We start from the raw sequence: 23,052 nt of genomic DNA on the forward strand, positions 1-23,052 counted from the left end.
TTCAACGTATTCGCGGGAGTCCTCACCCTCAACTCTCGTAGGGTGAGGAGGGATAGCGGGATGCCGGAAGAATGGAGGCATCCAACTTTTTACGCTACGCATAACACGATTTATAGAGATAATCCACTCGTGTAATGTTTGCGTCTCTTAAGGCATTGATAGGGGTGTGTCCTGGAATTAGAGGGTGTCTAGAGATTCCTAGACCTACATTTAAGCCAAGCTAGAGAAATGCTTGGAAGTGATTATCCCCTACCAACTCATGCCCTATTCATGACTTCCTGGCAGGTTATCTCTACCAATCCGCGTCTTCACGAAGTAAGGCGCGGTTCATGAAGTCGTTTCCCGACTCAAATTTTTTTATATATTTTTTTTTATATATTTTACATTCAGGAGTGGCAATTTGACGGTAAATGTCGTACCTACGTCAATCTTACTTTGGACAGAAATTTTGCCTTGATGTAAATCTACGGCTTTTTTGACGATCGCGAGTCCTAGTCCAGTCCCGTTTATTGTACCTGTATTCTGGGCGCGATGGAAGGGTTCAAACAGATGAACTTGGTCATTTGGGGGAATGCCGATGCCGCGATCGCGAATTCTAAGTATAGATTGATTTTCCTCACGGTTTAGTTCAAATTCGACGGGATCACCCTTGGGTGAGTATTTCAGGGCATTGGTGAGTAAATTACTCAGCATTTGCCGCAGCAGTTTGGGGTCAAAATTGCCGCAAATGTCATCATCGTTACACTTAAACTGAATCCGTTGTTGATTCGCGGCTTCTAGGTGCAAGTCCTCGATTAAATTCTGACAGAATTCGCTTAAATTGACAACCGTGGGATTAAATTCTAGTTTTTCGGCGTCAGCTTTGCTGTAAATTAAAATATCTTCCAATAACTGGGTCATATAGCCCACAGATTGGCTAATTTTATGGAAATGTACGGCTTTGCGTTCTGGACTCAGGCGATCGCTATACCGTTGTAGCATTTCACTAGAGGAGAGAATCGTGGTTAGCGGCGTGCGGAATTCGTGGGAAACGGTACTGAGAAACCGGGATTTGAGTTCACTGAGTTCTTGTTGTTCAGCTAATTCCTGGCGCAAGGCTTCTGCTTGTTGGCGGTGTCTAATGTCGCTAATTAACCAGCGTAATTTGGTTAGCTTACCGTGATTATCGCGAATGGGAGAAACTGCGATCGCGGCGGGAAAGTATTCACTGTGGCGAGGCTGTAGCTGCACTTCCCACGCCGTTGATTGGCAGGATTGGTTTACTTGTTCCAGTTTGGTACGAAAGGCTTGGCGGTGAGATTCAGCGACAAAGACAGGTAACGGTTTGCCAATCAGATGGTTGGGCGAGATGTTCAACATCTTACTGGCGGCGGGATTGGCGGTGTGAATTTCTCCTGTAATATCCGTCACTATGTAGGCTTCTGAAGTGCTGTTAAATAACTCTCGGTAATGCTGGAGTTCGATTTGGCTGGCATTAATTATGGTGACTGACTCCTGCTGTTGCTGATCGAGTTTCTCCAGTGTGATCGAAAACTCCTCTAGAATCGTTGAGAGGATTTCGGGTTGATTCGCCGCTTGATTGATCCGGTTCATCAAGGATTCTAGGCGTTGTTGGGAGAGGTGAATCGGTTGGTTTAGGTTATTCATGAGAATTGCGTAAGTGAGGATTTACACTTAATCTTATCTTTCGTTCACAAAAGATGCGACTAAACGCGCCCTGTCAACAATACTACTTCCTGTTATTTCAAAAGGGGGGGGGAACAGGGAACAGGGAACAGGCAATAGGCAATAGGCAATAGGCAATAGGCAATAGTTTCAACCTTTCCCGACACCCGACACCCCACACCCGACACCCGACACCCGACACCCTCACCCATCTCCTTGATTCACCTCATCTATCAATATAATCGCGCCGTGTAATTGTTCTTCTATCCCTTGCAAACCATGCAATGTAACCCGACATTGAATGGATTGACCTCGGCGATTAATCGCATCCACCATAATTGTCTGATGATTGACCTCGCCCTGAAAACAGTGACGGATTGGTTCGCGCAATTGATCCACAGGTAAGCCAATCTCTAAACTAAGGAGGGATTTGTCTTGTACCTCGTCACTGCGTAGTCCCCAGAATTCCTCGGCGTCTTGATTCCACCGGATAATATGAAATTCGCAGTCTACAATAATCACCCCTGTTTGGAAACTTTCTAGAATTGAATTTAAAAAGGCATTGGCTTGGTTGACTTCATCCGTCCGCAAGCGCAATTCATCATTCATCGTCCGTAATTCTTCATTGGTCGATTCGAGTTCTTCATTCATTGTCTCCAATTCTTCGTTGGTGGATTGCAGTTCTTCGTTGGTGGTTTCGAGTTCCTCATTCGTGGATTGTAGTTCTTCGTTGGTGGTTTCGAGTTCCTCATTACTCGACTGGAGTTCCTCATTTGCCGTTTCCAGTTCTTGGCTAGACGTTTTATACTTATCTTTTAATTGGTTGTAGCAAGTGACATCATAAAAGGAAACACTCACTCCCAATAACTTCTCGCCATTGCCATTTTCCTTTAAGGGAGTAATTTGCACATCCAAATACTGAGTATTATCGGACTGCTCCCGCACCACATCGTTAATCGTAATCGACCTACTATCGCGATAGACATCATCGATGATCGACCGCAGTTCTAGGGGACGGTAGGAAACTTCTAAGTCATGAAACCGTTTGCCCAGATCTTGCTGTTTGAGATTAAACATTGACCGGGCGCTGATATTTGCCAAGACTAAGTAACCATTGGTATCAACAATAATTTGGGCAATGGCTGAGGTATTAAACGCCGCTTCTCGCAGCCGCACCCGCTCAGACAGACGCGCACTCGATTCTTCATTCCCAGCTTGGGCGAGCATCAGCAGGCGATCGCTTAGTTTCGGTTTGGGTACTTTGGTAAAGATGCGATGCTTTAAATTTAAGGGTCTAAACAGATTGCTATTAGTTAGCAGCATCTCGGCTTTGCCCAAAAATAGAGCGCCGTTGTCCTTTAGCGCAAAGTTCAACCGTGCCAAAATCCGTTTCTGAGTTTCCGCATTAAAATACATCAGCGTGTTGCGGCAAATCAGTAAATCCAGTCGGGAAATTGGCGCATCTTGAACCAAATCATTCCGACCAAAAATCACCGCCCGGCGGATATCAGATCGGAATACATACTGATTGCCGACTTGTTCAAAATAGCGCTGTCGCCATTCTTCGGACAGGTTTTCCAAGGCTTTGGAATCATAGCGTGCCCAACGCGCTTGACTTAAGGCTTCTTCATCGACATCGGTGGCATAAATTTTCACCCGCTGGCGAAATTGTTCCAACCCCATCATTTCTACCAAAAGCATGGCGATAGAATAGGCTTCTTCCCCCGAAGAACATCCCGCACTCCAGACGCGGATTTGCTCTTGCCTATCCTTTTGCTGCAACAGTTGCGGCAGGAGTTGCTGGTGTAAATGGTCCCAGGCTTCGGTATCCCGGAAAAATGCGGTAACGTTGATTAAAATTGTATTAAACAGCGGCTCAAATTCTTCTGAATTAACTTCCAGGTAGTCCAAATAATCGCCAAAATTGTCGATATTGTGAGACTGCATTCGCCGGGTTACCCGCCGCTTGAGCGTAGAGCGTTTGTAGCCGGTAAAATCAAAGCCGCGTGTTTCTTTCAGGTACTCCAGTAGGGATTCAAAGATTCTACTTTCTTCTTGTTCTTTGTCAGTTGTCATTACTTATTACTTATTACTTATTACTTATTACTTATTACTTATTACTTATTACTTATTGTAAAAGCAAAAATTAAAAATAAAAAGTTAAAAGCAAATCCCAGAACTATTAAAATCTTCTACCCTCTACCTTCTTTTACAAGTTGGATGAGTGTTTCAGCAATTTCCGGTAAGGGTAAAATCAAATTGACAATCCCGGTGTCAATGGCAGAACGGGGCATACCAAAGTGTTCCGACGTCTCTTGATTTTGGCTAATCACCATACCGCCCATTTTCGCGATCGCCTCTACTCCTTTTGTGCCATCTTTCCCTGTCCCGGTTAAAATAACAGCAATTGCCCGATTTTGATAACTATTTGCCAACGACTCCAACAGTAAATCTGCTGAGGGACGGACAAAATTGACAATCGGTGACTGCGTTAGGGAAAGCGTACCATCAGAGTTGACCAAAACATGATAATCTGGTGGGGCAATATAAACTTCTCCCGGACTTAGCTTGTCTCCATCCTCTGTCTGCTTAATCGGCAAAGAAATCCGTCGGCGGAGTATATCTGCCATTAAAGAACGGTGACTGCGGTCAAGATGCTGCAAAACCAGAACGGCTGCTGGAAAATCACTCGGTAGATGGGATAAAACTTCAGATAGCGCCTTTAGTCCGCCAGCAGATGCAGCGATGGCGACGACATCAAAGGCGGTATTAGCGAAGGCTGGGGGAGGATTGGTGTGTTGATCGGCTTGGGGCTGTTGCATTTTATTGTTATTAGGGGTAGCACTGAAATATAAGGTTAACGCTTTCATTGAAACCTCTCCCGGTTCCGCTTCGCTAAAACCGGGAGATTCCTCAGAACCTTATATCTAGCTTTTCGCCCGTCCCGGAGGAGGCTATCTGGCTAGACTTTTCTGAGTCGCTACGAATCGGCTCAACGGGGCTATGACTGCACCGACTTTCAGACGCGCTTACTCGATTTGCCGATTGTTGATATTGTTTCCATGCCCGTAGCAGGGCGGTTTCCATCCCTGGATACTCAGATTGAGCATCCTGCAATGACAACACATCGTCATAAACGTGACGACTTAAAAACGCACTCATTAAGTCGCGGTGCATCACTACGCCTGACTTATCGTAATGAACTCGCTCTGACAGAGATTTTTTGATACGTTCTCCTGTTAAATGAGTTTGAGAGAGTGCCGTTTTCGGAGTCGAAAACTGATAGAACGAACCGCCAGCTTTCTCAGCTTTGCGCTTCAGTTCTGACTGGAAAAAACCAGGGGACTTAGCGCCAATTGCTTTTCCCCAATTCTTTTGCCATCCCTTTACAGAAACCTTTTCAGTCTTGATTTGGTTTCCGTTTCTGAGAATATCATTAACTAGGCGGCGGTTTTGAGACTTGCAATACTCAGCTTTACGCCGCTCTAATTCTCTCTTAGTTGCTGTAAGTTTTTGATAACGCTTGGATTTATTCCACGAAGAGCAACCTTTTTTCGGCTTCCCTTTTTTCAGGACAGCCTTACGTCCCTTCCTTGCTAAGAAGTCAGGTTCGTAGTTGTCAGGATTGGACTGCCGTTGTGACCGTTGCATCTTTCGCTGCAAGCTACTAATCTCACGCTCAAAGGTCGGAACCTTCTCGGCAAAGGGTAACAAGCCAGCATTGCTGTGTGCCACATAAGCCACATTGGAAATATTCAGGTCTAATCCAACAACTCCAGGATTAACAAAATTAGCAGCTTTTTGATAAGGCTCCCCTTTGTTGATTAACTGAGCATACCAGCGACGTTTACCGTTAATTTCTTTCCAGAGAATCCGGACGTATTTGATTTCGCTGGCTAGCCCATGCATCATTACAGGGTTATTGGGGCAAATCAGGGCGTTGAGCTTGAGCTTTCCCCAAAGAAGGTGATCCCCATTCCAACGGATACCCTGCTTGTTGGTCTTGCCCTCCATGCTTCGGAACCGAGAAGGAACCTTAAACCGTACTTTCTTAGCACGACCAAACATTACCTTTTCGGAAGCTTGGAAGGCGCGAGTCGCTAACTTTTGCTGAGTATTGGAATCAACTTTTTGAGCAATCCACTTAGAAGCGTTGGCGACTACCGTTGCATAAGCCTGAAGCTCATACTCGGAATATCGATACTGCCTCCTTGCTTCACTAAATGCCTTTGTTCTGGCTTTACCCTTGGGCAGTTTTTTAGCCAATTGGTAATGGGAGGATTTCTGCACTAACCGCATCCGAACCATTGCCTCGTTCAAACAAGCATTATAGAGTTGCCGACCCGCTTGAAAGCGAGAAAGCAACTCTGACTCTAATTGACTGGTTACAACAAGAGGAATGGTTGTAATGAATGAAGGGGTAGTGCTTTTCCCCATACTGAAGAAATCGTACTGAAGAAATCGTACTGAAGAAATCGAGAATGTTAGTTGCCTAAAATGATTGGCATCGACCTTTTAATCAGGATAGTTTTAATTTAGACAAATGTCAACAACAGCAACCTTGTATCCTCATCTAAAAAGAATGCCCTCTATGTGGACAAGAGGATACTTTCATGACACCACGGGTAAAGTTTCGATAGCGGTGATTTTAGCTTACATCAACGACCCTCATCATTCTAAAAATTAGACGGCAAATAAAGAAAGCCGTGTCGCGTTAGAGCCCCCGTTTGTTAGATGGTGTGGAGATGAAGCTTGATCCAAGAGGGACGCGATCGCACAAAATTCCATCCTATATAATATAACGGTGCAATTCTTCTCCACACTTTATTTAGCATTAAATTGTTTTTTTGTCAAATATGCCCCTCTCGCCAGTGCCGAAATTAGGTCATTGGGGTATGGTTGTAGTCTTTGAATTTTTCGAGATCTGGCGAGAAAGAATGACGTGATTTTAGGAGGTTGAAGCGTTTGGTGGGAAAATTGACAATAAAATCCTAAATTACCCTAAAAAACAAAACTTCATAAAGCATACTACAGGGGAAAAACAACGTCAAATTAGGCATTGTCAGCGATGGCTTGGATCAGCCGTATTTTGGCTTGTCTTTAGAAAATTAAAACTAAAATGTTAAATTGAAAAGTTTTGTTTAACGTTGAGTGGTTCCCCTTCTAGTCAAGAAACCGGGTTTCTTTGGGTGAAAGGTTGATATGGCGTTGTCATCCTCACGAGAAACCCGGTTTCTGGGAATACTTAGGGGATGAGGGGGTTACCGTCTTGGTTTTCAGCTTAAATTGCACGAATGCACGTTGGCAAAGGGCGCAAGTCTTTGCGCCCCTACACATCCCCAACCTAGGACGGGTTGCGGAAATACTTGAGCAGCTTTGTAAATACGATGAAGCTGGGGGATCTGTCTGTGTACCTCACTTAGTAAGAGACAATCCTTTAATTTATGAGGCGCACATCGCCAAGAGGACAGACAAACCACGACCAGATCAGCGATCGCACCCGTTCATCACCAACCAAGGACAAATGACAAATGACTAATGACTAATAATGATTCCCCACCTTACGATGATGTACCGCCGTCATCGCATCCGTCTTAGACACTCGTCCCGCCGAAACAGTGGCATAAATAGTCCAGTGATCGCCACAATCTAAGCGACTTTTCACTTCACATTCCATATAGGATAAAGCATCAGCTAAAATCGGAGAACCATTGCTGGCAGAATAGGTTTTAATCCCCTCAAAACGGTTTGCACCGGGCGGGAAACGCTTGAGGAAATGCTTCATCAGCCCTTGGTAGTTCCCAGCTTCCAAGACATTGAGAACAAAGCGATCGCCCACATACATAAACGACTCAATCGCCCGATCCTTTGCCACCGCCACCGATACGCCCAAGGGTTTAAATGACGCTTGCGCTACCCACGACGCTACCATTGCACTGGTGATATTCCCCTTTTTGGCAGTAATAACATATAGCCCACTGCTGATTCGCCCCAAGGCTTTATCCAAATCACTATCCAGGGACTTCGTTTGCTTAATTGTGCGATCGCGTGATAACCATTGTCCTAAATCCGTCCCCGCTTCTTCACATAACTGATAAACCTGTTCGTCGGGTGTATCTTTGACTAAGATTGGCGCAAACCCTGGCGTTAGTCCTAAATCCCGGAACTTATTCATCAACAGATACGCCGATTCACTCTCACCCGCCCCCGATTCAAACACACCAAAGGATTGCTTCGGATTCGTTGCCCCTAAAATTGTACCCATCGCAGTTTGGGCGACAGCAGCAACCTCTCCCGTCGTCGGCGGTGTACCCATCACCACCCCAGAGGCAATACTCATCAATTCCTTAATCTCTTGCGGATCAGCCGATCGCAAATCCATCATATCCACCGCTACACCCGTCTTGGTAATCCCATGGGCAATGGCTTGGGAAAGGCGATCGCTATATCCGTAATCAGAGATATAAAATACAGCAACCGTCGTGTCTGCTTTTGCCTGTTCCTCACTCCAGCGCCGATACCGTCCCGTGAGTTCACTCAGGTTGTGATAGAGTAAGGGTCCATGACCTGTAGCAATGGTGCTAATTTCGGGTAACTTGTCCATCCGTTTTAGGGCGGATAGCACCGAACGGGCATTGGGACCCATTAAACAGTCATAGTAATATTTAAAGTCGTTTTCGATCAGGTCGATGTCTTCATCGAAGGTGTAATCATCACAATAGTGCATCCCAAAAGCATCACAGGTAAATAGAACCTGGGTTTTGGTATCGTAGGTGAATATCGTATCGGGCCAATGGAGATTCGGCGCAATGACAGCTTCCAGGATATGCCCATTTCCCAAATCAACGCGATCGCCGTTTTTGACGATTTGCGATTGAAACGGCTGATTCACCCAATTTTCCAGGAATTGGATCGCCACTTTTGAACCCACAACTGTAATATTGGGGGCAAGTGCCAGAATATCTTTAACTAAGCCACTGTGATCCGGTTCCGTGTGGCTAACCACCAGATAATCTAATCTGGCTGGGTCAATTAATCCCGTCAATGTATCGAGGTAGAGTTGGCGAAACTTTTCATGGGACGTATCCACCAACGCTGTTTTTTCACTCTGAATCAGGAACGAGTTATACGTCGTACCATTCTGTAAACCAAATTCTATATCAAAGCGATCGCGATCCCAATCCAGCGATCGGATTGCTGTGGTATCCGGGGCAATTTCGGTAGTCTGCATCGTCAACCGACGCTGAATTCCCTCTGCTACTGCGACCATCGGTTGTCTCCTTTCTTATATCAACTTCATTTACTCTGCTTTTTAATTATCTTTACATATTAATTGGAGGTTTTAGATTTAAATAGCTTATTAAAATGATTCAGGATTAAATATCCAGTCCCGCTAAACAATGATTATTTCCTTCTGCCTTCTCTCCCCCCGATTTAACGTTTTTCCGGATGCAGTCAGGCATATAGAGAATGAGAGAAAGGTAGATGCACCCTGATGACTCCCCTCAACGCCTATTTCTCCTTCGCGTTGAGGGTTTTTTCTTAATTTTCGCCAACCTGCGGATTAGGACTGAATATCATAATCAACATCAAGCTGATTAACCACACTCATCGCGCCGCCTTCGTAGGCTTCTTCCGTGGCTTGATTGCGTTCATTCCAGGTATCCACATTACCCGTTAACGTAGCAACTCCATTATTCACCGCCACCGTCACCTCTTCGCGGTCAACGAAAGGAGACCAATATAACTCATCTCCAATATCTTCAGCGATTTCGGCATCCGTTTTGGACGCGATCGCATAATCATAGTCAAAGACTGTCGCGTCCCAATCGTAGAAAGAAGTCTCGTAGGTTAATTGTTCGTAGTCAACGGTGAGATTATTATCCACCGCCAGCGCCCCTCTAGCCCGAACCGCAGCATCACCCGCTTGCCACTTCTCAAAATAGGAATCCACCACACCCGTGAGAGTAACCATGCTATCACTCACCGCCACATCCACTTCACTCGCTTCTACATAGGGATCACGCTCAAGTGCATTCTTAACATTCGTGGTAATATCACTCTGGCTTACCTCGTCAACAGGTTCTACATTAATCTGGTTTTCTACGTTCCAGACACCCAGCGTATTACTCGCATCTTGTGCCGCTGCATTCTTAGCTTTCAGATTATCAACGTTACCCGTAAGCATAACCTCGCCATTATCTACAGCCACATTCACATTAAAGCTAGCCACACGCGGGTCATACAGTAGCGCATCCTTAACCGCATCCTGAATTTCCGCATCGGTTACATCCGCATACATCTGCTTGCGGATCATTTCATCACGCGCCCACCACTCAACATGGTCAAGGCTATCTAATCTAGAACCAAGTCACCTCTGTCGTAAGTAAAATTTGTCAATCGGAAACAGGAACATGCCATCCGGCAACTGATTTAACCCCAGCCAATAACGTTGGACAGCAGATAAAATACTACTTTAATAAGAGAAAAGATTTCTGCATTTTCTAACTATCAAGGGATGTAGAAAACCCCTGAACAGAGCGAACATAGAATTAGATGAGTCGTTTAATAAAGGTCTATACGCTATGTTCTATCAAAATTCACAAACTTCAAAAAACTCCCTGACACGAGGAATTTCTGCACTAGCGGCTGGTTCTGCTTTACTTTTCGGTACACCGTTGCTCGTACCGGAGGTAGCACAGGCTCAAAACCAGATGGTAGTCGCTCAGGCTGCTACTATTCCAGCAACGAGCGCTCAAAACCAGACGCTACATTTGAATAATGACAAAACTTATTCGTACAATCTGGAAGTTGCCCGTGGTACAACGGTCGATGGGATGTATATTCCTGCTGGTGCAACAATTCTGGGTCGCTATGAACCAGCAAGTGGGGGATTGCGCTATGTGGCGACAGGCGTGAGAATGAACGGTCGCACCTACAACCTTGATGCCACTTCAGAGGTGATTGAAGACCAAAAAGACCCACGGGATACCTCCACCGGATCAATCGCAGAAGATGCGGGTATCGGTGCTGCTGGTGGGGCAATATTAGGTGAAGTTTTCGGCGATGCGGGCATTGAAGAAATCATTGGCGGTGCTGTCGCGGGTGGTGTCGCGGGTAATGTTACGGCTGACCGAGTGGTTGTGGTGGAACCGGAGGAAACGATTGTCCTCTACGGCAGCTAGAGCGTCGGCTCAGTAAAATAACTTGACAGAACGTGCAAAATCTGCATAATTTAAAGGCAAGCATTTGGGTAAACCGATCAAGTCACTTCTCAAAAGCTTGCCAATTAATCTAGCTAATGCGATCGCGCTCCCGAATGCTCAACTCCAGTATGTATCGTCTGAGTCTGACTCTTGGTCAGCAGAAGCGGTTTGATTTCGTACCTCGGTGTCTTGGTCATCTTCTGAACCCTGTCGGATTTGACGGCATCTAGAAAGGAGTTCTTCAAGATTTTCTTCCATATCTTTTAGATCAAGTAGCTGGAGTTGGTTAGAAAAGGACATTTTTTTATTCTCTTAACTGTTTACCCTTGCCTATTTCCAGTATTCCAGATTGACTAATAAATTCAGTGTATTACTTGTGTTTTTTTTGTAAAGTTATCGCTAAAAAATGATAAAGAAAATATTCCTTGAAAAATTTAATTCAATTATTCTTTGACAAAGTAGATAAACAAAACTTAAACTCTAGAAAAATCGAAATAAAACCTAACCTCCCGTTCCCCTTGAAAAGGGGGAAGCCAGAGGATGCTTCGCTTTTTGCTCCATGGGGGAGACCAGATGTTGCTTCGCTTTTTTTGCACGGAAGGGGGAGAATTCAAAGCTTCTATTCTTGCAGGAGAGAGGTTTGAAGAGAGGTTCACATTTCCTTGAAGATGAACAACTTTCTCTACGGCTCTAAGTGTTGATAGCTAAGGGTTTCGGCTTTATGCAGCAAGCCCTAAATATCTATCGTTTCGGCTATACATCTTAACCTGCAAGATTCTTGGTTATAGCCACAAATTTAATCCCAAAAAAAATTAAGTGGCAATCGGCAACAAGATAAGAATAAAATTTAGGATAACGACTATGTAAATAGTAGAGTAATAAGTCAGCGTCTCCACCCGTTAAGACAATCGGGCTGTTAGGGAAACGCTGTAACCAATCGGCAATAAACTCTCGAATTCCTGCTAATAGAGTATAAATAACGCCACTTTCAATCGCGGTCAAGGTATCTATCGCCCAACGGTTGGGTAATTGGCGCTTCAGTGAGATAGACGGTAAAGCGGCTGTGTTGTGGGCTAAGGATTCGAGTTGTAATTTGAGTCCCGGTAAAATAGCGCCGCCGACAAGATGACGATGATCATCGACACCCGTAAAGGTTAGGGCTGTCCCCGCATCAATCACCAGCACGGGATAATTATAGGCTTCCCCCGCCCCTAACACAGCGAGGGCGCGATCAATACCCAAGGTGGGATAGACGCCTAACAGAGGTATATCCTCTAGAGTAATAACGTGGGCAACTGGATAAGTTTGCCACAATGGAGTTTGCTCAGGAATGACTGAAGCGATATAAAGGGGTAGGTATGGATTGGAGGAATAACCAGAAAGGAAAGGTTCACCGAAGATGGTGGTAGGTAGAAGACCAGATGTCCAGTGTTGGATGATCGATTCCACCTCTGCTGCTGGGAAATGCTTGGTATCCCAAGCCTCTTGGAGAGTATCTCCCGCAAACCAAGCCCAGTGCAGCCGAGAGTTACCAATCATCAATGTGACATAGTGGTCTGGGAGAGTCATGTGCGGTTAGAATTGCTTAGACATTAAGGATGAGTGAGTGAACAGTTTAAACGTATACCATTGGGTGTAATCAACGTTTCATCCATCAGCGCAGATCCATTCTGTTAGATGTTTGACGTCTCAAAGCAGTAGTTAACAATCCCCAAAACAATTGATTGGCTGATCTACCCATTATTAATCAACGGCATCTAGTGTTAGGGAAGGGAATAATCTGCCAAATTACAGGTTGATCCTGATCAGGCGCAAATGCGATAAGTAATTAGATCCATCTTACGGCTTAGGAGAAAGGTTGCCTTTAGCTTGAGTATTGGATAATGATGGAGTAAGGAGGTTCATGCATGTACGTACCCGTTTGGCCCGGTAAAAGTTACCCTTTAGGAGCAACCTGGGATGGTAAAGGCACAAACTTTGCCTTGTTCAGTGAGAACGCAACGGCTGTCGAGCTTTGTTTATTCGATGATCAGGATGAGGAGACACGCTTCGAGTTGACAGAAGTCAGCAACTTCGTCTGGCATGGTTATTTACCGGGTATTGGTCCGGGACAACGGTACGGTTTCCGTGTCCATGGTTCCTTTGCACCGGAGGAGGGTCATCGCTTCAATCCCAATAAACTGCTTATTGACCCTTATGCTAAGGCATTGGATGGCGAGATTGGCTACGGGGAGGAAATCTTTGGTTATCCGTGGGATGATCCAGAAAAGGACTTGGTCTTGTCTGAAAGCGATGATGCTCACCTGGTTCCTAAAGCCGTGGTTGTCGATGAGTCTTTTGACTGGGAAGAGGACGAACTGCTGCAACGACAGGCTCACGAAACGATTATTTACGAAACCCATGTTAGGGGCTTCACGAAGCTAAACCCAGACATCCCCGAATCCTTACGCGGAACTTATGCAGGACTCGCACATCCTGCCGCGATCGCGTATCTTCAGACTTTAGGGATTACGGCGGTAGAATTGCTCCCCGTGCATCACTTTTTGTCCCAACCCGGACATTTAGTGGATAAGGATTTAAAGAATTACTGGGGGTATGATTCCATAAACTATATGGCACCCCATGCTAATTACAGCGCCAGTGGCACTCAAGGGCAACAGGTGCGTGAGTTTAAGGAAATGGTCAAGGCGCTACATAAAGCGGGGATTGAGGTGATTCTGGATGTCGTCTACAATCATACCGGCGAAGGCAATCATCTCGGTCCCACGCTTTCCCTACGCGGCATTGACAATGTAGCCTATTACCGCGTAATGGAAGATGACCCTCGCTATTACATGGATTTTACCGGCTGTGGTAATTCCCTGAACGTGCGTCATCCCCAAGTCCTCAAGCTGATTATGGACAGCCTGCGGTATTGGGTGTTAGAGATGCATGTGGATGGCTTCCGCTTTGACTTAGCCTCGGCATTGGCGCGAGAACTCTATGAGGTGGATAGTCTGGCGGCATTCTTTGATATTATTCACCAAGACCCGGTTCTCTCGAATGTGAAGTTGATTGCTGAACCCTGGGATGTGGGTATGGGCGGCTATCAAGTGGGTAAATTCCCTTTGCTATGGTCCGAGTGGAATGGGCAATATCGGGATACGGTGCGCGACTTTTGGCGCGGTGAAGATAGCAGTTTAGCTGAATTTGCCTATCGGTTCACGGGAAGTTCTGACTTGTATGAGTCCAATGGACGCCGACCGAGTGCTAGCATTAACTTTATTACTGCCCATGATGGATTTACCCTGAATGACCTGGTAAGCTACAACGAAAAGCATAACGAGGCAAATGGGGAAGAAAACCGGGATGGGGAAAGCCATAACCGTTCCTGGAATTGTGGGGCGGAAGGCGAAACCGATGATCCAGAGATTCTCCAGTTAAGGAATAGACAACGGCGCAACTTTTTGGTCACGCTGATGTTATCCCAAGGTGTCCCCATGCTACTAGGCGGCGATGAAATTGGGCGCACGCAAGGGGGCAATAATAATGCCTACTGTCAGGATAGTGACATCTCCTGGTTTGATTGGGATTTACCGGAGGAAAATGCCGCCCTTCTCGACTTCACCCGTGAACTGATCTATTTCCGCCGCCAGCATCCGACATTCCGGCGACGCAAGTGGTTTCTCGGTCGAGCGATTCATGGTTCTAGCGTTAAGGATATTGGTTGGTTCAACCCCGATGGCGGCGACATGACCGAGGATCAATGGATGGCGGGGTATACCAAGGCGATCGGTATTTTCTTAAATGGTGAAGAAATTGCCACGCCGGGAGAGGAGGGGGAACGAGTCATGGATGAGAGTTTCTTCATCTGCTTCAATGCTCACTATGAGATGATTGAATTTACGCTCCCCCCAGGATTGCAAGCCAGAGAATGGGTGGTGGTGATTGACACCGACAAGCCTCGCTTTGTCGAGGAAGAAATCAGCTATACCGAGGATAAGCCGATTCCAGTTACCGCGCGATCGGTGATGGTGTTGCGACGACGATAAGGTAGAGACGCGCCATGGCGCGTCTCTACTCGGGTAGGGGCGACCCGCTTGCATAAATGAACAACTGTATCCATTCAATTGGGTCGGGTCGCCCTCCACTTACTTACGGCAGATTGCAAGGGCATTGACAAGCTAGGGCTGGTTTATGTTGTTCATTTATCGGTGGGGAGGGCGGGTTTTGTTGTTCATTTATTGGTGGGGAGGGCGGGTTTTGCTGTTCATTTATCGGTGAGGAGGGCGGGTTTTGTTGTTCATTTATTGGTTGGGAGGGCGGGTTTTGCTGTTCATTTATTGGTGAGGAGGGCGGGTTTTGTTGTTCATTTATTGGTGAGCAGCTAAATTTAGTCCCTAAACCCGCCCCTACAATTGTCCCTAAACCCGCCCCTACAATTGTTCCTAAACCTGCCTCCACAGTTCCTCAACCTGTCCCTAGACTATTGCTTTATCGTCTTGATTCACGACCCGATTTAACTTGCCACTGTGATACCCTTCTAAATCTAGGGTGACATACAAAAAGCCTAAATCTTGAAACGCTGATACCAGGGTGGGTAAATCCATGGTTAAGACAAATTGTTTAATTTGTTCCGGCGATAATTCAATGCGTGCAGTATCCCCTTGAGAACGCACCCGCAAATTTTTCCAGCCTAGTTTCCGTAAATAAACTTCTGCCCGCCCTACCCGTTGCAGTTTCGCGATCGTAATTTCTTCGCCATAAGGAAAGCGAGAACTTAAACACGGTTGGGCAGGTTTATCCCACCACGGGAGTCCTAACTGTTGCGAGAGTTGACGCACTTCCGCTTTCGTCACCCCCACTTCCGCTAAAGGCGATCGCGCCCCTCGTTCTTGCGCCGCTTGAATTCCTGGGCGATAGTCCCCTAAATCATCAGCATTGACGCCATCCACGACATAGGGATAACCCCGTTGCAGCGCCAAGGGTTTCAATGTGTCGTGAAGTTCACTTTTACAGAAATAGCAACGGTTAACCGGATTCGCCGTATAATTGGGATTATTCATTTCATCGGTTTGCACCAATTCATGGGGAATGCCAATTACCGCTGCTTGAATCCGGGCGTCTTCCAATTCCTCAGGTAACAGAGACGGGGATTCAGCCGTCACCGCTAAAGCGCGATCGCCTAAAACATCATAAGCAATCTTGGCAACTAAGGTGCTATCAACTCCTCCAGAATAGGCAATCAATGCCCGATCCATTTGAGCAAATAAGCGGGTGAGTTGTTCAAGTTTATTATTTAACATGGTTGTCAAGACAGATGACTTCAAGGCAGAAGGCAGAAGTTATGCCTTATTGTAGGGGATTGTAGGGGCGGGTTTAGCCGTTTAATTGACGGGTATAAGTAGGTGGACACAATTAAAGTTAGCAGTGGAGATTAGGGAACAGGGAACAGGGAACAGGGAACAGGGAACAGTAAGGGTTTGAGGCTTGTTTACATAACTTAATCTAGTTAAGTTTATTTCCACCAACCTACTTACCGATAAGTTATCAACAAAACCCGCCCTCTTGTCGTTTAGATTTGAGCCAAATGGCAAATGACGTAGCTTGCTTGAAGAAGAGCGAGTATGACACAAACAAATGACAAATGACAAATGACCAATGACCAATGACAAATGACAAATGACAAATGACAAATGACAAATGACAAATACCAATTAAGCCAAAAGCGATTCCCCTTGTTCGTCCGACGTTGCCAACTCTTCCAACCGTTCCTGTTGATCCTGGGTAATACAGGCTTGAATCACAGACTCTATATCCCCTTCCAACAGGCTATTCAGCGAATAGTTTTGACTCAAGCGATGATCCGTCACCCGATTGTCCTTATAGTTATAGGTGCGAATCTTCTCCGATCGCGAACCCGTCCCCACCTGCGATCGCCGCATCGAGGTTACAGCTTCCTGTTGCTCCCGCAGCTTCATTTCATACAGTTTAGCGCGGAGAATTTGCAACGCCCGCTCTCGGTTTTGCAGTTGAGAACGCTCCTCCGTACAAAAGATCCGAATCCCAGTCGGCTTGTGGAACAGATCAACCGCTGTTTCCACCTTGTTCACATTCTGTCCACCAGCACCACCGGAACGGGCTGTGGAAACCTCCAAATCCTTCGGATCAACCTCAATTTCCACATCATCCACTTCTGGCATTACCGCCACAGTCGCGGTTGAGGTATGAACTCGTCCTCCTGCTTCCGTCACCGGGACTCGTTGCACCCGATGAACACCCGCTTCAAACTTCAGCTTGCTATAAACCTGTTCCCCTTGAATTTCCAGAATCGCCTCTTTAAACCCACCCATGTCAGCCGGGGACTCGCTCAATAGCTTCACCCGCCAGTTCTGAGTTTCGGCATAGCGGGAGTACATTCGCACTAAATCCCCTGCCCAAATACTGGCTTCGTCGCCCCCGGTTCCGGCGCGAATCTCCAACATGATGTTCTTATCATCATTGGGATCACGGGGCAAAAGTAGGATTTTCAGGTGTTTTTCCAACTCCTCCAGCTTGGTTTGCAGTTCCTCAACTTCCAGGGATGCCATGTCGTGCATTTCACCATCCCCATTGGCTTCCTTGAGGATTTGGCGAGCGCCAGTTAGTTCCTCCTGGGCTGTTTTCCAGAGTTCGTAGGTGCTAACCACTTCCTCTAGGGACGAACGGGCTTTTGCCACCCGCTGCACTTCCACCGGATCAGTGGCAATATCAGGGTCAGCCAAACGGCGCGTTAATTCGTGAAAGGTTTGTTCAACCGATTGTAATTTATCGAGTAGGTAAGTTTCCGCCATGGTTACAGCGATCGCTCCATTAAAATAGCCTAAAAAAGCATTGAAGAGCGAAGTCTAACTATTAAGAGTTAGGCTCCGCTACAGTCGAACACACTTCAACTCGCTATTTCTCTTTAGACGATTGCTGCTCCGAGGCATTCCCTTCTAACATGCCGTATTTCCGCATAAAGCGCTCCACACGACCTTCCGTGTCAATAATTTTTTGGGTTCCGGTGTAGAAGGGATGATTTCCCGACCATACATCAACATGAATTTCGGGCTGGGTTGAACCAACCGTCATCACAACTTCTCCGTTGCAATAGACTTTGGCGTCTGGATACCACTGGGGATGAATATCAGGTTTTGGCATGGTTACTTTCCTCTGTGAGCAAGCGTTTCTTCGTTCTGTCCTTTGTGTCGTTTGGGGCGAAATCACCCCTGATGATTCGTATTCTCTTCTCCCAATTCTAACGCTTCGAGTATTGGGGAGCTTTGCGGGCTTTATGTAAGCCATATTTCTTCCGTTCTTTGGCACGGGGATCGCGGGTTAAATACCCTTCCATCTTCAACGGAGAGCGATTTTCCGGGTCAAGTTCACAAAGCGCCCGTGCCACACCTAAGCGAATGGCATCCGATTGTCCCGTCAACCCACCACCGTGAGCATTGACTAAAATGTCGTAATCATTTTCTAGACCCAAAGTTTCCAATGGTGATTTGGTCACCATTAAATAGGCTGGATTCAGATTAAAGTAGACATCGCCGGGACGCCCGTTAACAACGAGTTGACCCGTCCCTGGAACGAGGCGCACCCGGGCGACTGAGGATTTCCGGCGACCCGTTCCCCAGTAAACAGCGCGATTTTCCATCGGTTCTGTTGCTTGCATTAGTCTTGTTCTCCTGGAATGGTATCAATGGTTAAGGTTTGAGGTTTTTGAGCGTCATGGGGATGAGCTGCACCCGCGTAAACTTTCAGCTTAGTAAAAAGTTTGCGACCAAGGGAATTTTTGGGCAGCATCCCTTTCACCGCCTTTTCAATAATCCGCTCCGGTAGGCGGGCTTGTAAATGGGCAAAGGTTTCCGTTTTCATCCCACCCGGACGACCGGAATGGCGGCGATAGAGCTTCTGACTGCTTTTTTTTCCGGTCACGACGACTTTCTCGGCATTGACCACGATAACGAAGTCCCCTGTATCCATGTGCGGGGAATAGGTCGGTTTATTTTTCCCTCTAAGAATCATGGCAATTTCAGTTGCCAATCGTCCCAGACGTTGACCTTCGGCATCGATAACGTACCAATTTTGTTCTAAAGAATCCTGAGTTGGCAGGTAAGTTTTTTGCATGAGTTTTTTTGATTACGTATACAGTTAACCTAAACACAATTGGGGGGGCATCTCAGTCGGCAAGATGAACTTAGGCTGAGTATCAAACCAGGTTTTTGGCGGAAACGGCGAATGGGGATACCCCACTCGTAACAAACACAGCCCCTTGGCTGGCGCTGAATATTTGATCCGCTCCCGCTGTTGATTCACCCACAGTTGAGTAAACTCGTGGGGATTAAGGTTGCCCCGCCCTACCTCCACCAGCATGCCGACGAGTAGCCGCACCATGCCGTATAAAAATCCATCCGCCTGAATTTCAATATGAATAAATGAACCATTCCGGTAACAGTGGGTGTCCTGAACCGTGACCCAGGAATGCTTCCGTCCAGAGTTGGCGCGATGGAACGCCGCCAGGTGGTGTTTGCCCCGCAGTGGATTCAGTGCTTCCTGAATTTGATGTTCATCTAAGGGAGCGTGATAGTAATGCCAACAAAACGGTCGCACAAACAAGTTGGGACAAGCGTCTGTATAGATACTGTACCGATACCGACGCCAAATCGCCGAAAAGCGAGCATGCCAATTGGCGGGTACGGGGGCTGATGCCCGAATCAGGATATCCTCCGGTAGTCGGCTATTGAGCAGATGCATCCACCGCTCACCGGGAATCGGACGGCTACTATTAAAATGGGCGACTTGGGCAGCGGCATGAACCCCTGTATCAGTACGCCCCGCCCCGTGTAAGGTTACGGGTTTTCCTTCGACAGTGGACAGAACTTGCTCAATCTCCGCTTGTACCGTGCGATGGAGAGGTTGTCGTTGCCAACCCGAGAACTTGGTACCCAGGTATTGAATCACCAGGGCGATGCGTTGAGTTGGCTTAACCTCGCACTCGGACATGACTTGAGTTCACACCAGCTCGATGATTGCCATTTCCGCATTATCCCCACGACGGCGCAGGGTTCTGAGTACGCGAGTATACCCACCGTTACGGTTGCCATAGCGATCATTCACCCCTTCAAACAAGGCATGAACTAATTGCTTGTCGTAAATATAACCCAAGGCTTGACGGCGAGAGGCTAGGGAGCCATCTTTTGCCAAGGTAATCATTTTTTCCACTTGGGAACGCACAGCTTTTGCCCGCGTTTTAGTGGTGGTGATCCGACCATGACGAATCAACTCCGTAGCTAGGCTTCTGAGCAGCGCTCGACGCTGGTCAGCTGGTTTTCCCAGTTTGGGTACACGACGACGATGACGCATTGTCTTTTCTTCCTCTACAATCCCACAACAATGAACAATTTCTCAATCGAATGGCTAATCGTCAACTCGATTAGCCATTTAGTCTCAATCCTTAAGTTGGTTTAGCCGATTTTTCGTGGGGCAATGTAATCCCCAAGCGTTTTTGCAAGGCGTCGATGACTTCTTCGGCAGACTTCTGACCAAAGTTCTTGATTTCGAGTAGATCCTCCTGGCTATAATCTAGTAAATCAGCAACGGAGTTAATTTGCGCTCGCTTGAGGCAGTTATATGCCCGCACCGACAGTTGCAGTTCTTCAATCGGAATTTGGCTGGTTGGATCTTCATCTTCAGGACGACCCACAGGCTCTGGCTTCAGCTCGATATCTTTCAGGGGATTGAATAAATCCACCAGAATATTAGCGGCTTGACTCAGTGCTTCCTGGGGTGACACACTGCCATTTGTCCAAACATCTAAAATTAAGCGGTCTTTTTCCAGGGAACCGTCAATCCGAGTATCCTCGACGCTGTAGTTGACCTTTGTCACGGGCATAAATACGGCGTCAAGTTGCAGGAAATCGACTGAAGATGTTTCATCACGACCCCGTTCTACAGAGCGATATCCTTTGCCTCGTTCGATGCGAAACTCCATTTCCAGTTTGGCACCGTCGGCTAGGGTCGCGATATACTGACCCGGATCAACAAATTCTACGTCCGACGGTAGGTCAAACTGAGCCGATCGCACGGTTGAGGGTCCAGTGATCATGACTCGACCAATATGGGGACCGGGTGTATAACTTTTGAGGACGACTTCCTTCATATTCAGGAGAATTTCTAGGACATCCTCTCTGATTCCCGCAATGGTGGCAAACTCATGATTGACTCCCGCAATCCGGACAGCGGTAATTGCTGTCCCTTCCAGGTTAGACAGGAGAACCCTTCTCAGGGCGTTGCCAACTGTTGTACCTTGACCGCGTTCGAGAGGTTCTAGGACAAATTTGCTATATTGACTTTGATTCTTTAGTGTTTTGGATTCTACGCACTCAATCTGAAACTGCGCCACGGAGTGACCTCCCTCCTTTAATTCATAGGAACCCATCAAAAGCACCAAGCGAGTACTTTTGAATTGTTGTTGCGCCTAACCCACCATTTGGTACAAGTGGCACTAAGCAAAGTATTAGTGGTTGGCATAATTCGCTCGATGCTGACACTTGATTTTGTTGTCGAGTCGAGACGGATGGGGGTTAAACCAACGTGAAGGTTTGATTGAGATATACCCTAAATCAAACTCTGGGTTGGGCTTCCCCAATTCCCATTCCCAATTTCCCGATCCTAGACGCGGCGTCGTTTCGGGGGACGGCAACCATTATGAGGAATTGGCGTGACATCCCGAATTAGGGTAATTTCTAGTCCTGCCCCTTGCAGGGCGCGAATAGCCGTTTCTCGACCTGCACCAGGACCGCTAACCATTACCTCAATTTGACGCATTCCTTGGTCTGTCGCTCGACGGGCGGCGTTATCGGCAGCGGTTTGAGCGGCAAAGGGGGTGCCTTTCTTAGCTCCCTTAAACCCACTTGATCCCGCTGATGCCCAGGAAACAACATCACCTCGCGTGTCAGAAATGGTGACGATGGTATTGTTGAAGGTGGACTGGATGAATGCCATTCCATTGGGAACGTTTCGTTTCTGCTTTTTTGTACCAGTTTTTTTAGTTGGTCGCGGCATATCGCTTTAGTTGGCTATCTTAATGATGGGTGTGAACTGAATAAGAGTGTTACTTCTTCGCTGGTGCTTTTTTCTTCCCGGCAACAGCAATACGTCTACCCCGGCGGGTACGGGCATTGGTGCGGGTTCGTTGACCGCGCACAGGTAACCCTTGGCGATGACGACGCCCGCGATAGGTGCCGATATCAACAAGGCGCTTGATATTCATGGCTTCCCAGCGCCTTAAGTCACCCTCAACCTGATAGTCGCCCTCGACCACCGATCGCAGAGTGGCTACGTCAGCATCGCTTAAATCCTTGACGCGGATATCCGGATTAACGCCCGTTTTTGCCAGAATTTCTTTGGAGCGAGATAGACCAATTCCGTAGATGTAGGTTAGACCAATTTCTATTCGTTTATCGCGAGGTAGGTCTACACTGGCAATTCTTGCCACGGTATTTTTCTCCCTTTTGCTGGTTTTGTGCTACAAATGAGTCTTATAGAGTCTGGTGGATTACCCCTGACGTTGTTTGTGCTTGGGGTTTGGACAAATAACCATTACTCGACCCCGACGTCGAATAACGCGACATTTTTCGCAAATTTTGCGGACGGATGCTCTAACCTTCATGGTTTTTTTAGTTACAACGCAAGCACATTATCATATCATTTTTTTGTTTTCTCGTCAAATAACTCCATAAATCAACCCTACCGATTTTTATTTTTTGCGAAGTCGGTAGGTGATTCGCCCCTTGCTCAAGTCATAAGGGGTGAGTTCAACTTTGACGCGATCGCCCGGTAAGATTTTGATGTAGTTACGGCGAATTTTGCCAGAAATATGGGCAAGGACGTTGAATCCATTATCCAAATCAACCCGAAACATGGCGTTCGGCAAGGATTCGGTTACCGTCCCTTCCATTTCAATTAAGTCTTGTTTAGCCAATTTTGTCGTTCCTCAATACAATTGGTCACTAATTCCCCTCCACACAGATAGAGATTTGTCCAGGGAGTGTTAACTTATGTTATCAAAATCCTCCCACAAAGAGCCTGTCCCAATTACGGGAAGCCTTAGAAATAGTAACGACTTACCCCAGAGGAGAACATCCCTCAAAAGTGAGACGGCGTTCGTTTTCCGGTT

At 46.7% G+C, this 23,052-nt stretch carries 24 protein-coding genes and 1 pseudogene; 4 read left to right on the plus strand and 21 right to left on the minus strand.

The window, feature by feature from the left end:
* Window positions 1-357: 357 nt before the first annotated feature.
* From RIC07_RS13625 to RIC07_RS13645, 5 genes are all read right to left on the minus strand, one after another.
* The gene (locus tag RIC07_RS13625; RefSeq protein ID WP_446395014.1) at window positions 358-1,647 is read right to left on the minus strand and encodes a PAS domain-containing sensor histidine kinase; all 1,290 of its coding nucleotides are present in this window, start codon (window positions 1,645-1,647) and stop codon (window positions 358-360) included.
* Between the two features lie 92 nt (window positions 1,648-1,739).
* The gene (locus RIC07_RS13630; protein WP_446395015.1) at window positions 1,740-1,877 is read right to left on the minus strand and encodes a hypothetical protein; all 138 of its coding nucleotides are present in this window, start codon (window positions 1,875-1,877) and stop codon (window positions 1,740-1,742) included.
* Entirely contained in the window at window positions 1,870-3,741 is a 1,872-nt protein-coding gene (locus RIC07_RS13635) for a CheR family methyltransferase (protein ID WP_446395016.1), read from the minus strand. Before RIC07_RS13635 ends, RIC07_RS13630 begins: the two co-directional genes overlap by 8 nt.
* Before the next feature lie 116 nt (window positions 3,742-3,857).
* Window positions 3,858-4,487: a chemotaxis protein CheB gene (locus RIC07_RS13640; RefSeq protein ID WP_446395057.1), complete on the minus strand. Its 630-nt coding sequence runs from the start codon at window positions 4,485-4,487 to the stop codon at window positions 3,858-3,860.
* Window positions 4,488-4,578: 91 nt separating this feature from the next.
* Window positions 4,579-6,102, minus strand: a complete 1,524-nt coding sequence (locus tag RIC07_RS13645) for an RNA-guided endonuclease TnpB family protein (protein ID WP_446395017.1) — start codon at window positions 6,100-6,102, stop codon at window positions 4,579-4,581.
* 127 nt (window positions 6,103-6,229) lie between these two features.
* Here RIC07_RS13645 and RIC07_RS13650 point away from each other — a divergent pair.
* Both RIC07_RS13650 and RIC07_RS13655 read left to right on the plus strand, forming a co-directional pair.
* A pseudogene (locus tag RIC07_RS13650) lies at window positions 6,230-6,352 on the plus strand (transposase); the annotation flags it as partial.
* A gap of 498 nt (window positions 6,353-6,850) precedes the next feature.
* Window positions 6,851-7,204 carry a hypothetical protein gene (locus RIC07_RS13655; RefSeq protein ID WP_446395018.1) on the plus strand — a complete coding sequence of 118 codons (354 nt, stop codon included), beginning with the start codon at window positions 6,851-6,853 and terminating at the stop codon, window positions 7,202-7,204.
* 3 nt (window positions 7,205-7,207) lie between these two features.
* Here the strand turns inward: RIC07_RS13655 and RIC07_RS13660 are convergent, their stop codons facing one another.
* Together RIC07_RS13660 and RIC07_RS13665 are read right to left on the minus strand one after the other, a co-directional pair.
* Complete coding sequence (locus tag RIC07_RS13660; RefSeq protein ID WP_446395019.1) at window positions 7,208-8,935, minus strand: diflavin flavoprotein; 1,728 nt, start codon at window positions 8,933-8,935, stop codon at window positions 7,208-7,210.
* Window positions 8,936-9,229: 294 nt separating this feature from the next.
* A complete protein-coding gene (locus RIC07_RS13665) occupies window positions 9,230-9,982 on the minus strand; it encodes a BON domain-containing protein (RefSeq protein WP_446395020.1) in 753 nt (250 codons plus the stop codon).
* A 268-nt stretch (window positions 9,983-10,250) separates the two neighbouring features.
* Between RIC07_RS13665 and RIC07_RS13670 the strand changes: the two genes are divergently transcribed.
* Window positions 10,251-10,850 carry a hypothetical protein gene (locus tag RIC07_RS13670; protein WP_446374091.1) on the plus strand — a complete coding sequence of 200 codons (600 nt, stop codon included), beginning with the start codon at window positions 10,251-10,253 and terminating at the stop codon, window positions 10,848-10,850.
* A gap of 138 nt (window positions 10,851-10,988) precedes the next feature.
* Here RIC07_RS13670 and RIC07_RS13675 read toward each other — a convergent pair whose 3' ends face one another.
* Both RIC07_RS13675 and RIC07_RS13680 read right to left on the minus strand, forming a co-directional pair.
* Entirely contained in the window at window positions 10,989-11,171 is a 183-nt protein-coding gene (locus RIC07_RS13675; RefSeq protein ID WP_446374093.1) for a hypothetical protein, read from the minus strand.
* 462 nt (window positions 11,172-11,633) lie between these two features.
* Window positions 11,634-12,440: a pantothenate kinase gene (locus RIC07_RS13680; RefSeq protein WP_446395021.1), complete on the minus strand. Its 807-nt coding sequence runs from the start codon at window positions 12,438-12,440 to the stop codon at window positions 11,634-11,636.
* 338 nt (window positions 12,441-12,778) lie between these two features.
* On the opposite strand from RIC07_RS13680, the gene glgX reads away from it, so the two are divergent.
* Window positions 12,779-14,902, plus strand: coding sequence for a glycogen debranching protein GlgX (gene glgX, locus RIC07_RS13685; protein ID WP_446395022.1), 2,124 nt, complete (start codon window positions 12,779-12,781; stop codon window positions 14,900-14,902).
* A gap of 429 nt (window positions 14,903-15,331) precedes the next feature.
* On the opposite strand, the gene larE is transcribed toward glgX, so the two are convergent.
* The 12 genes from larE to infA form a co-directional block, all read right to left on the minus strand.
* A complete protein-coding gene (gene larE / locus RIC07_RS13690; RefSeq protein WP_446395023.1) occupies window positions 15,332-16,156 on the minus strand; it encodes an ATP-dependent sacrificial sulfur transferase LarE in 825 nt (274 codons plus the stop codon).
* A gap of 411 nt (window positions 16,157-16,567) precedes the next feature.
* Window positions 16,568-17,683: a peptide chain release factor 1 gene (prfA, locus tag RIC07_RS13695; protein ID WP_446395024.1), complete on the minus strand. Its 1,116-nt coding sequence runs from the start codon at window positions 17,681-17,683 to the stop codon at window positions 16,568-16,570.
* Window positions 17,684-17,786: 103 nt separating this feature from the next.
* The gene (gene rpmE / locus RIC07_RS13700) at window positions 17,787-18,032 is read right to left on the minus strand and encodes a 50S ribosomal protein L31 (protein ID WP_006100490.1); all 246 of its coding nucleotides are present in this window, start codon (window positions 18,030-18,032) and stop codon (window positions 17,787-17,789) included.
* Between the two features lie 97 nt (window positions 18,033-18,129).
* Window positions 18,130-18,546, minus strand: a complete 417-nt coding sequence (rpsI, locus tag RIC07_RS13705; RefSeq protein ID WP_446374104.1) for a 30S ribosomal protein S9 — start codon at window positions 18,544-18,546, stop codon at window positions 18,130-18,132.
* Window positions 18,546-19,001, minus strand: coding sequence for a 50S ribosomal protein L13 (gene rplM, locus RIC07_RS13710; RefSeq protein ID WP_006100413.1), 456 nt, complete (start codon window positions 18,999-19,001; stop codon window positions 18,546-18,548). The genes rpsI and rplM overlap by 1 nt, the downstream gene beginning before the upstream one ends.
* A gap of 24 nt (window positions 19,002-19,025) precedes the next feature.
* Window positions 19,026-19,877 (minus strand): tRNA pseudouridine(38-40) synthase TruA, encoded by an 852-nt coding sequence (truA, locus tag RIC07_RS13715; RefSeq protein WP_446395025.1) that lies wholly within the window; start codon window positions 19,875-19,877, stop codon window positions 19,026-19,028.
* Between the two features lie 9 nt (window positions 19,878-19,886).
* On the minus strand, window positions 19,887-20,237 hold the full coding sequence (gene rplQ, locus RIC07_RS13720) for a 50S ribosomal protein L17 (RefSeq protein ID WP_006100605.1): 351 nt from the start codon (window positions 20,235-20,237) through the stop codon (window positions 19,887-19,889).
* Between the two features lie 91 nt (window positions 20,238-20,328).
* Window positions 20,329-21,276, minus strand: coding sequence for a DNA-directed RNA polymerase subunit alpha (locus RIC07_RS13725; protein WP_446374151.1), 948 nt, complete (start codon window positions 21,274-21,276; stop codon window positions 20,329-20,331).
* 269 nt (window positions 21,277-21,545) lie between these two features.
* Complete coding sequence (rpsK, locus tag RIC07_RS13730; protein WP_446374109.1) at window positions 21,546-21,938, minus strand: 30S ribosomal protein S11; 393 nt, start codon at window positions 21,936-21,938, stop codon at window positions 21,546-21,548.
* 49 nt (window positions 21,939-21,987) lie between these two features.
* Window positions 21,988-22,371, minus strand: a complete 384-nt coding sequence (rpsM, locus tag RIC07_RS13735; protein WP_006100714.1) for a 30S ribosomal protein S13 — start codon at window positions 22,369-22,371, stop codon at window positions 21,988-21,990.
* 60 nt (window positions 22,372-22,431) lie between these two features.
* On the minus strand, window positions 22,432-22,545 hold the full coding sequence (gene rpmJ / locus RIC07_RS13740; protein WP_071777214.1) for a 50S ribosomal protein L36: 114 nt from the start codon (window positions 22,543-22,545) through the stop codon (window positions 22,432-22,434).
* Window positions 22,546-22,632: 87 nt separating this feature from the next.
* Entirely contained in the window at window positions 22,633-22,857 is a 225-nt protein-coding gene (gene infA, locus RIC07_RS13745; RefSeq protein ID WP_006100613.1) for a translation initiation factor IF-1, read from the minus strand.
* Window positions 22,858-23,052: the final 195 nt, after the last annotated feature.

The sequence above is a fragment of the Coleofasciculus sp. E1-EBD-02 genome, assembly GCF_040218245.1.
In the GTDB taxonomy this organism is placed as follows: Bacteria; Cyanobacteriota; Cyanobacteriia; order Cyanobacteriales; family Coleofasciculaceae; genus Coleofasciculus.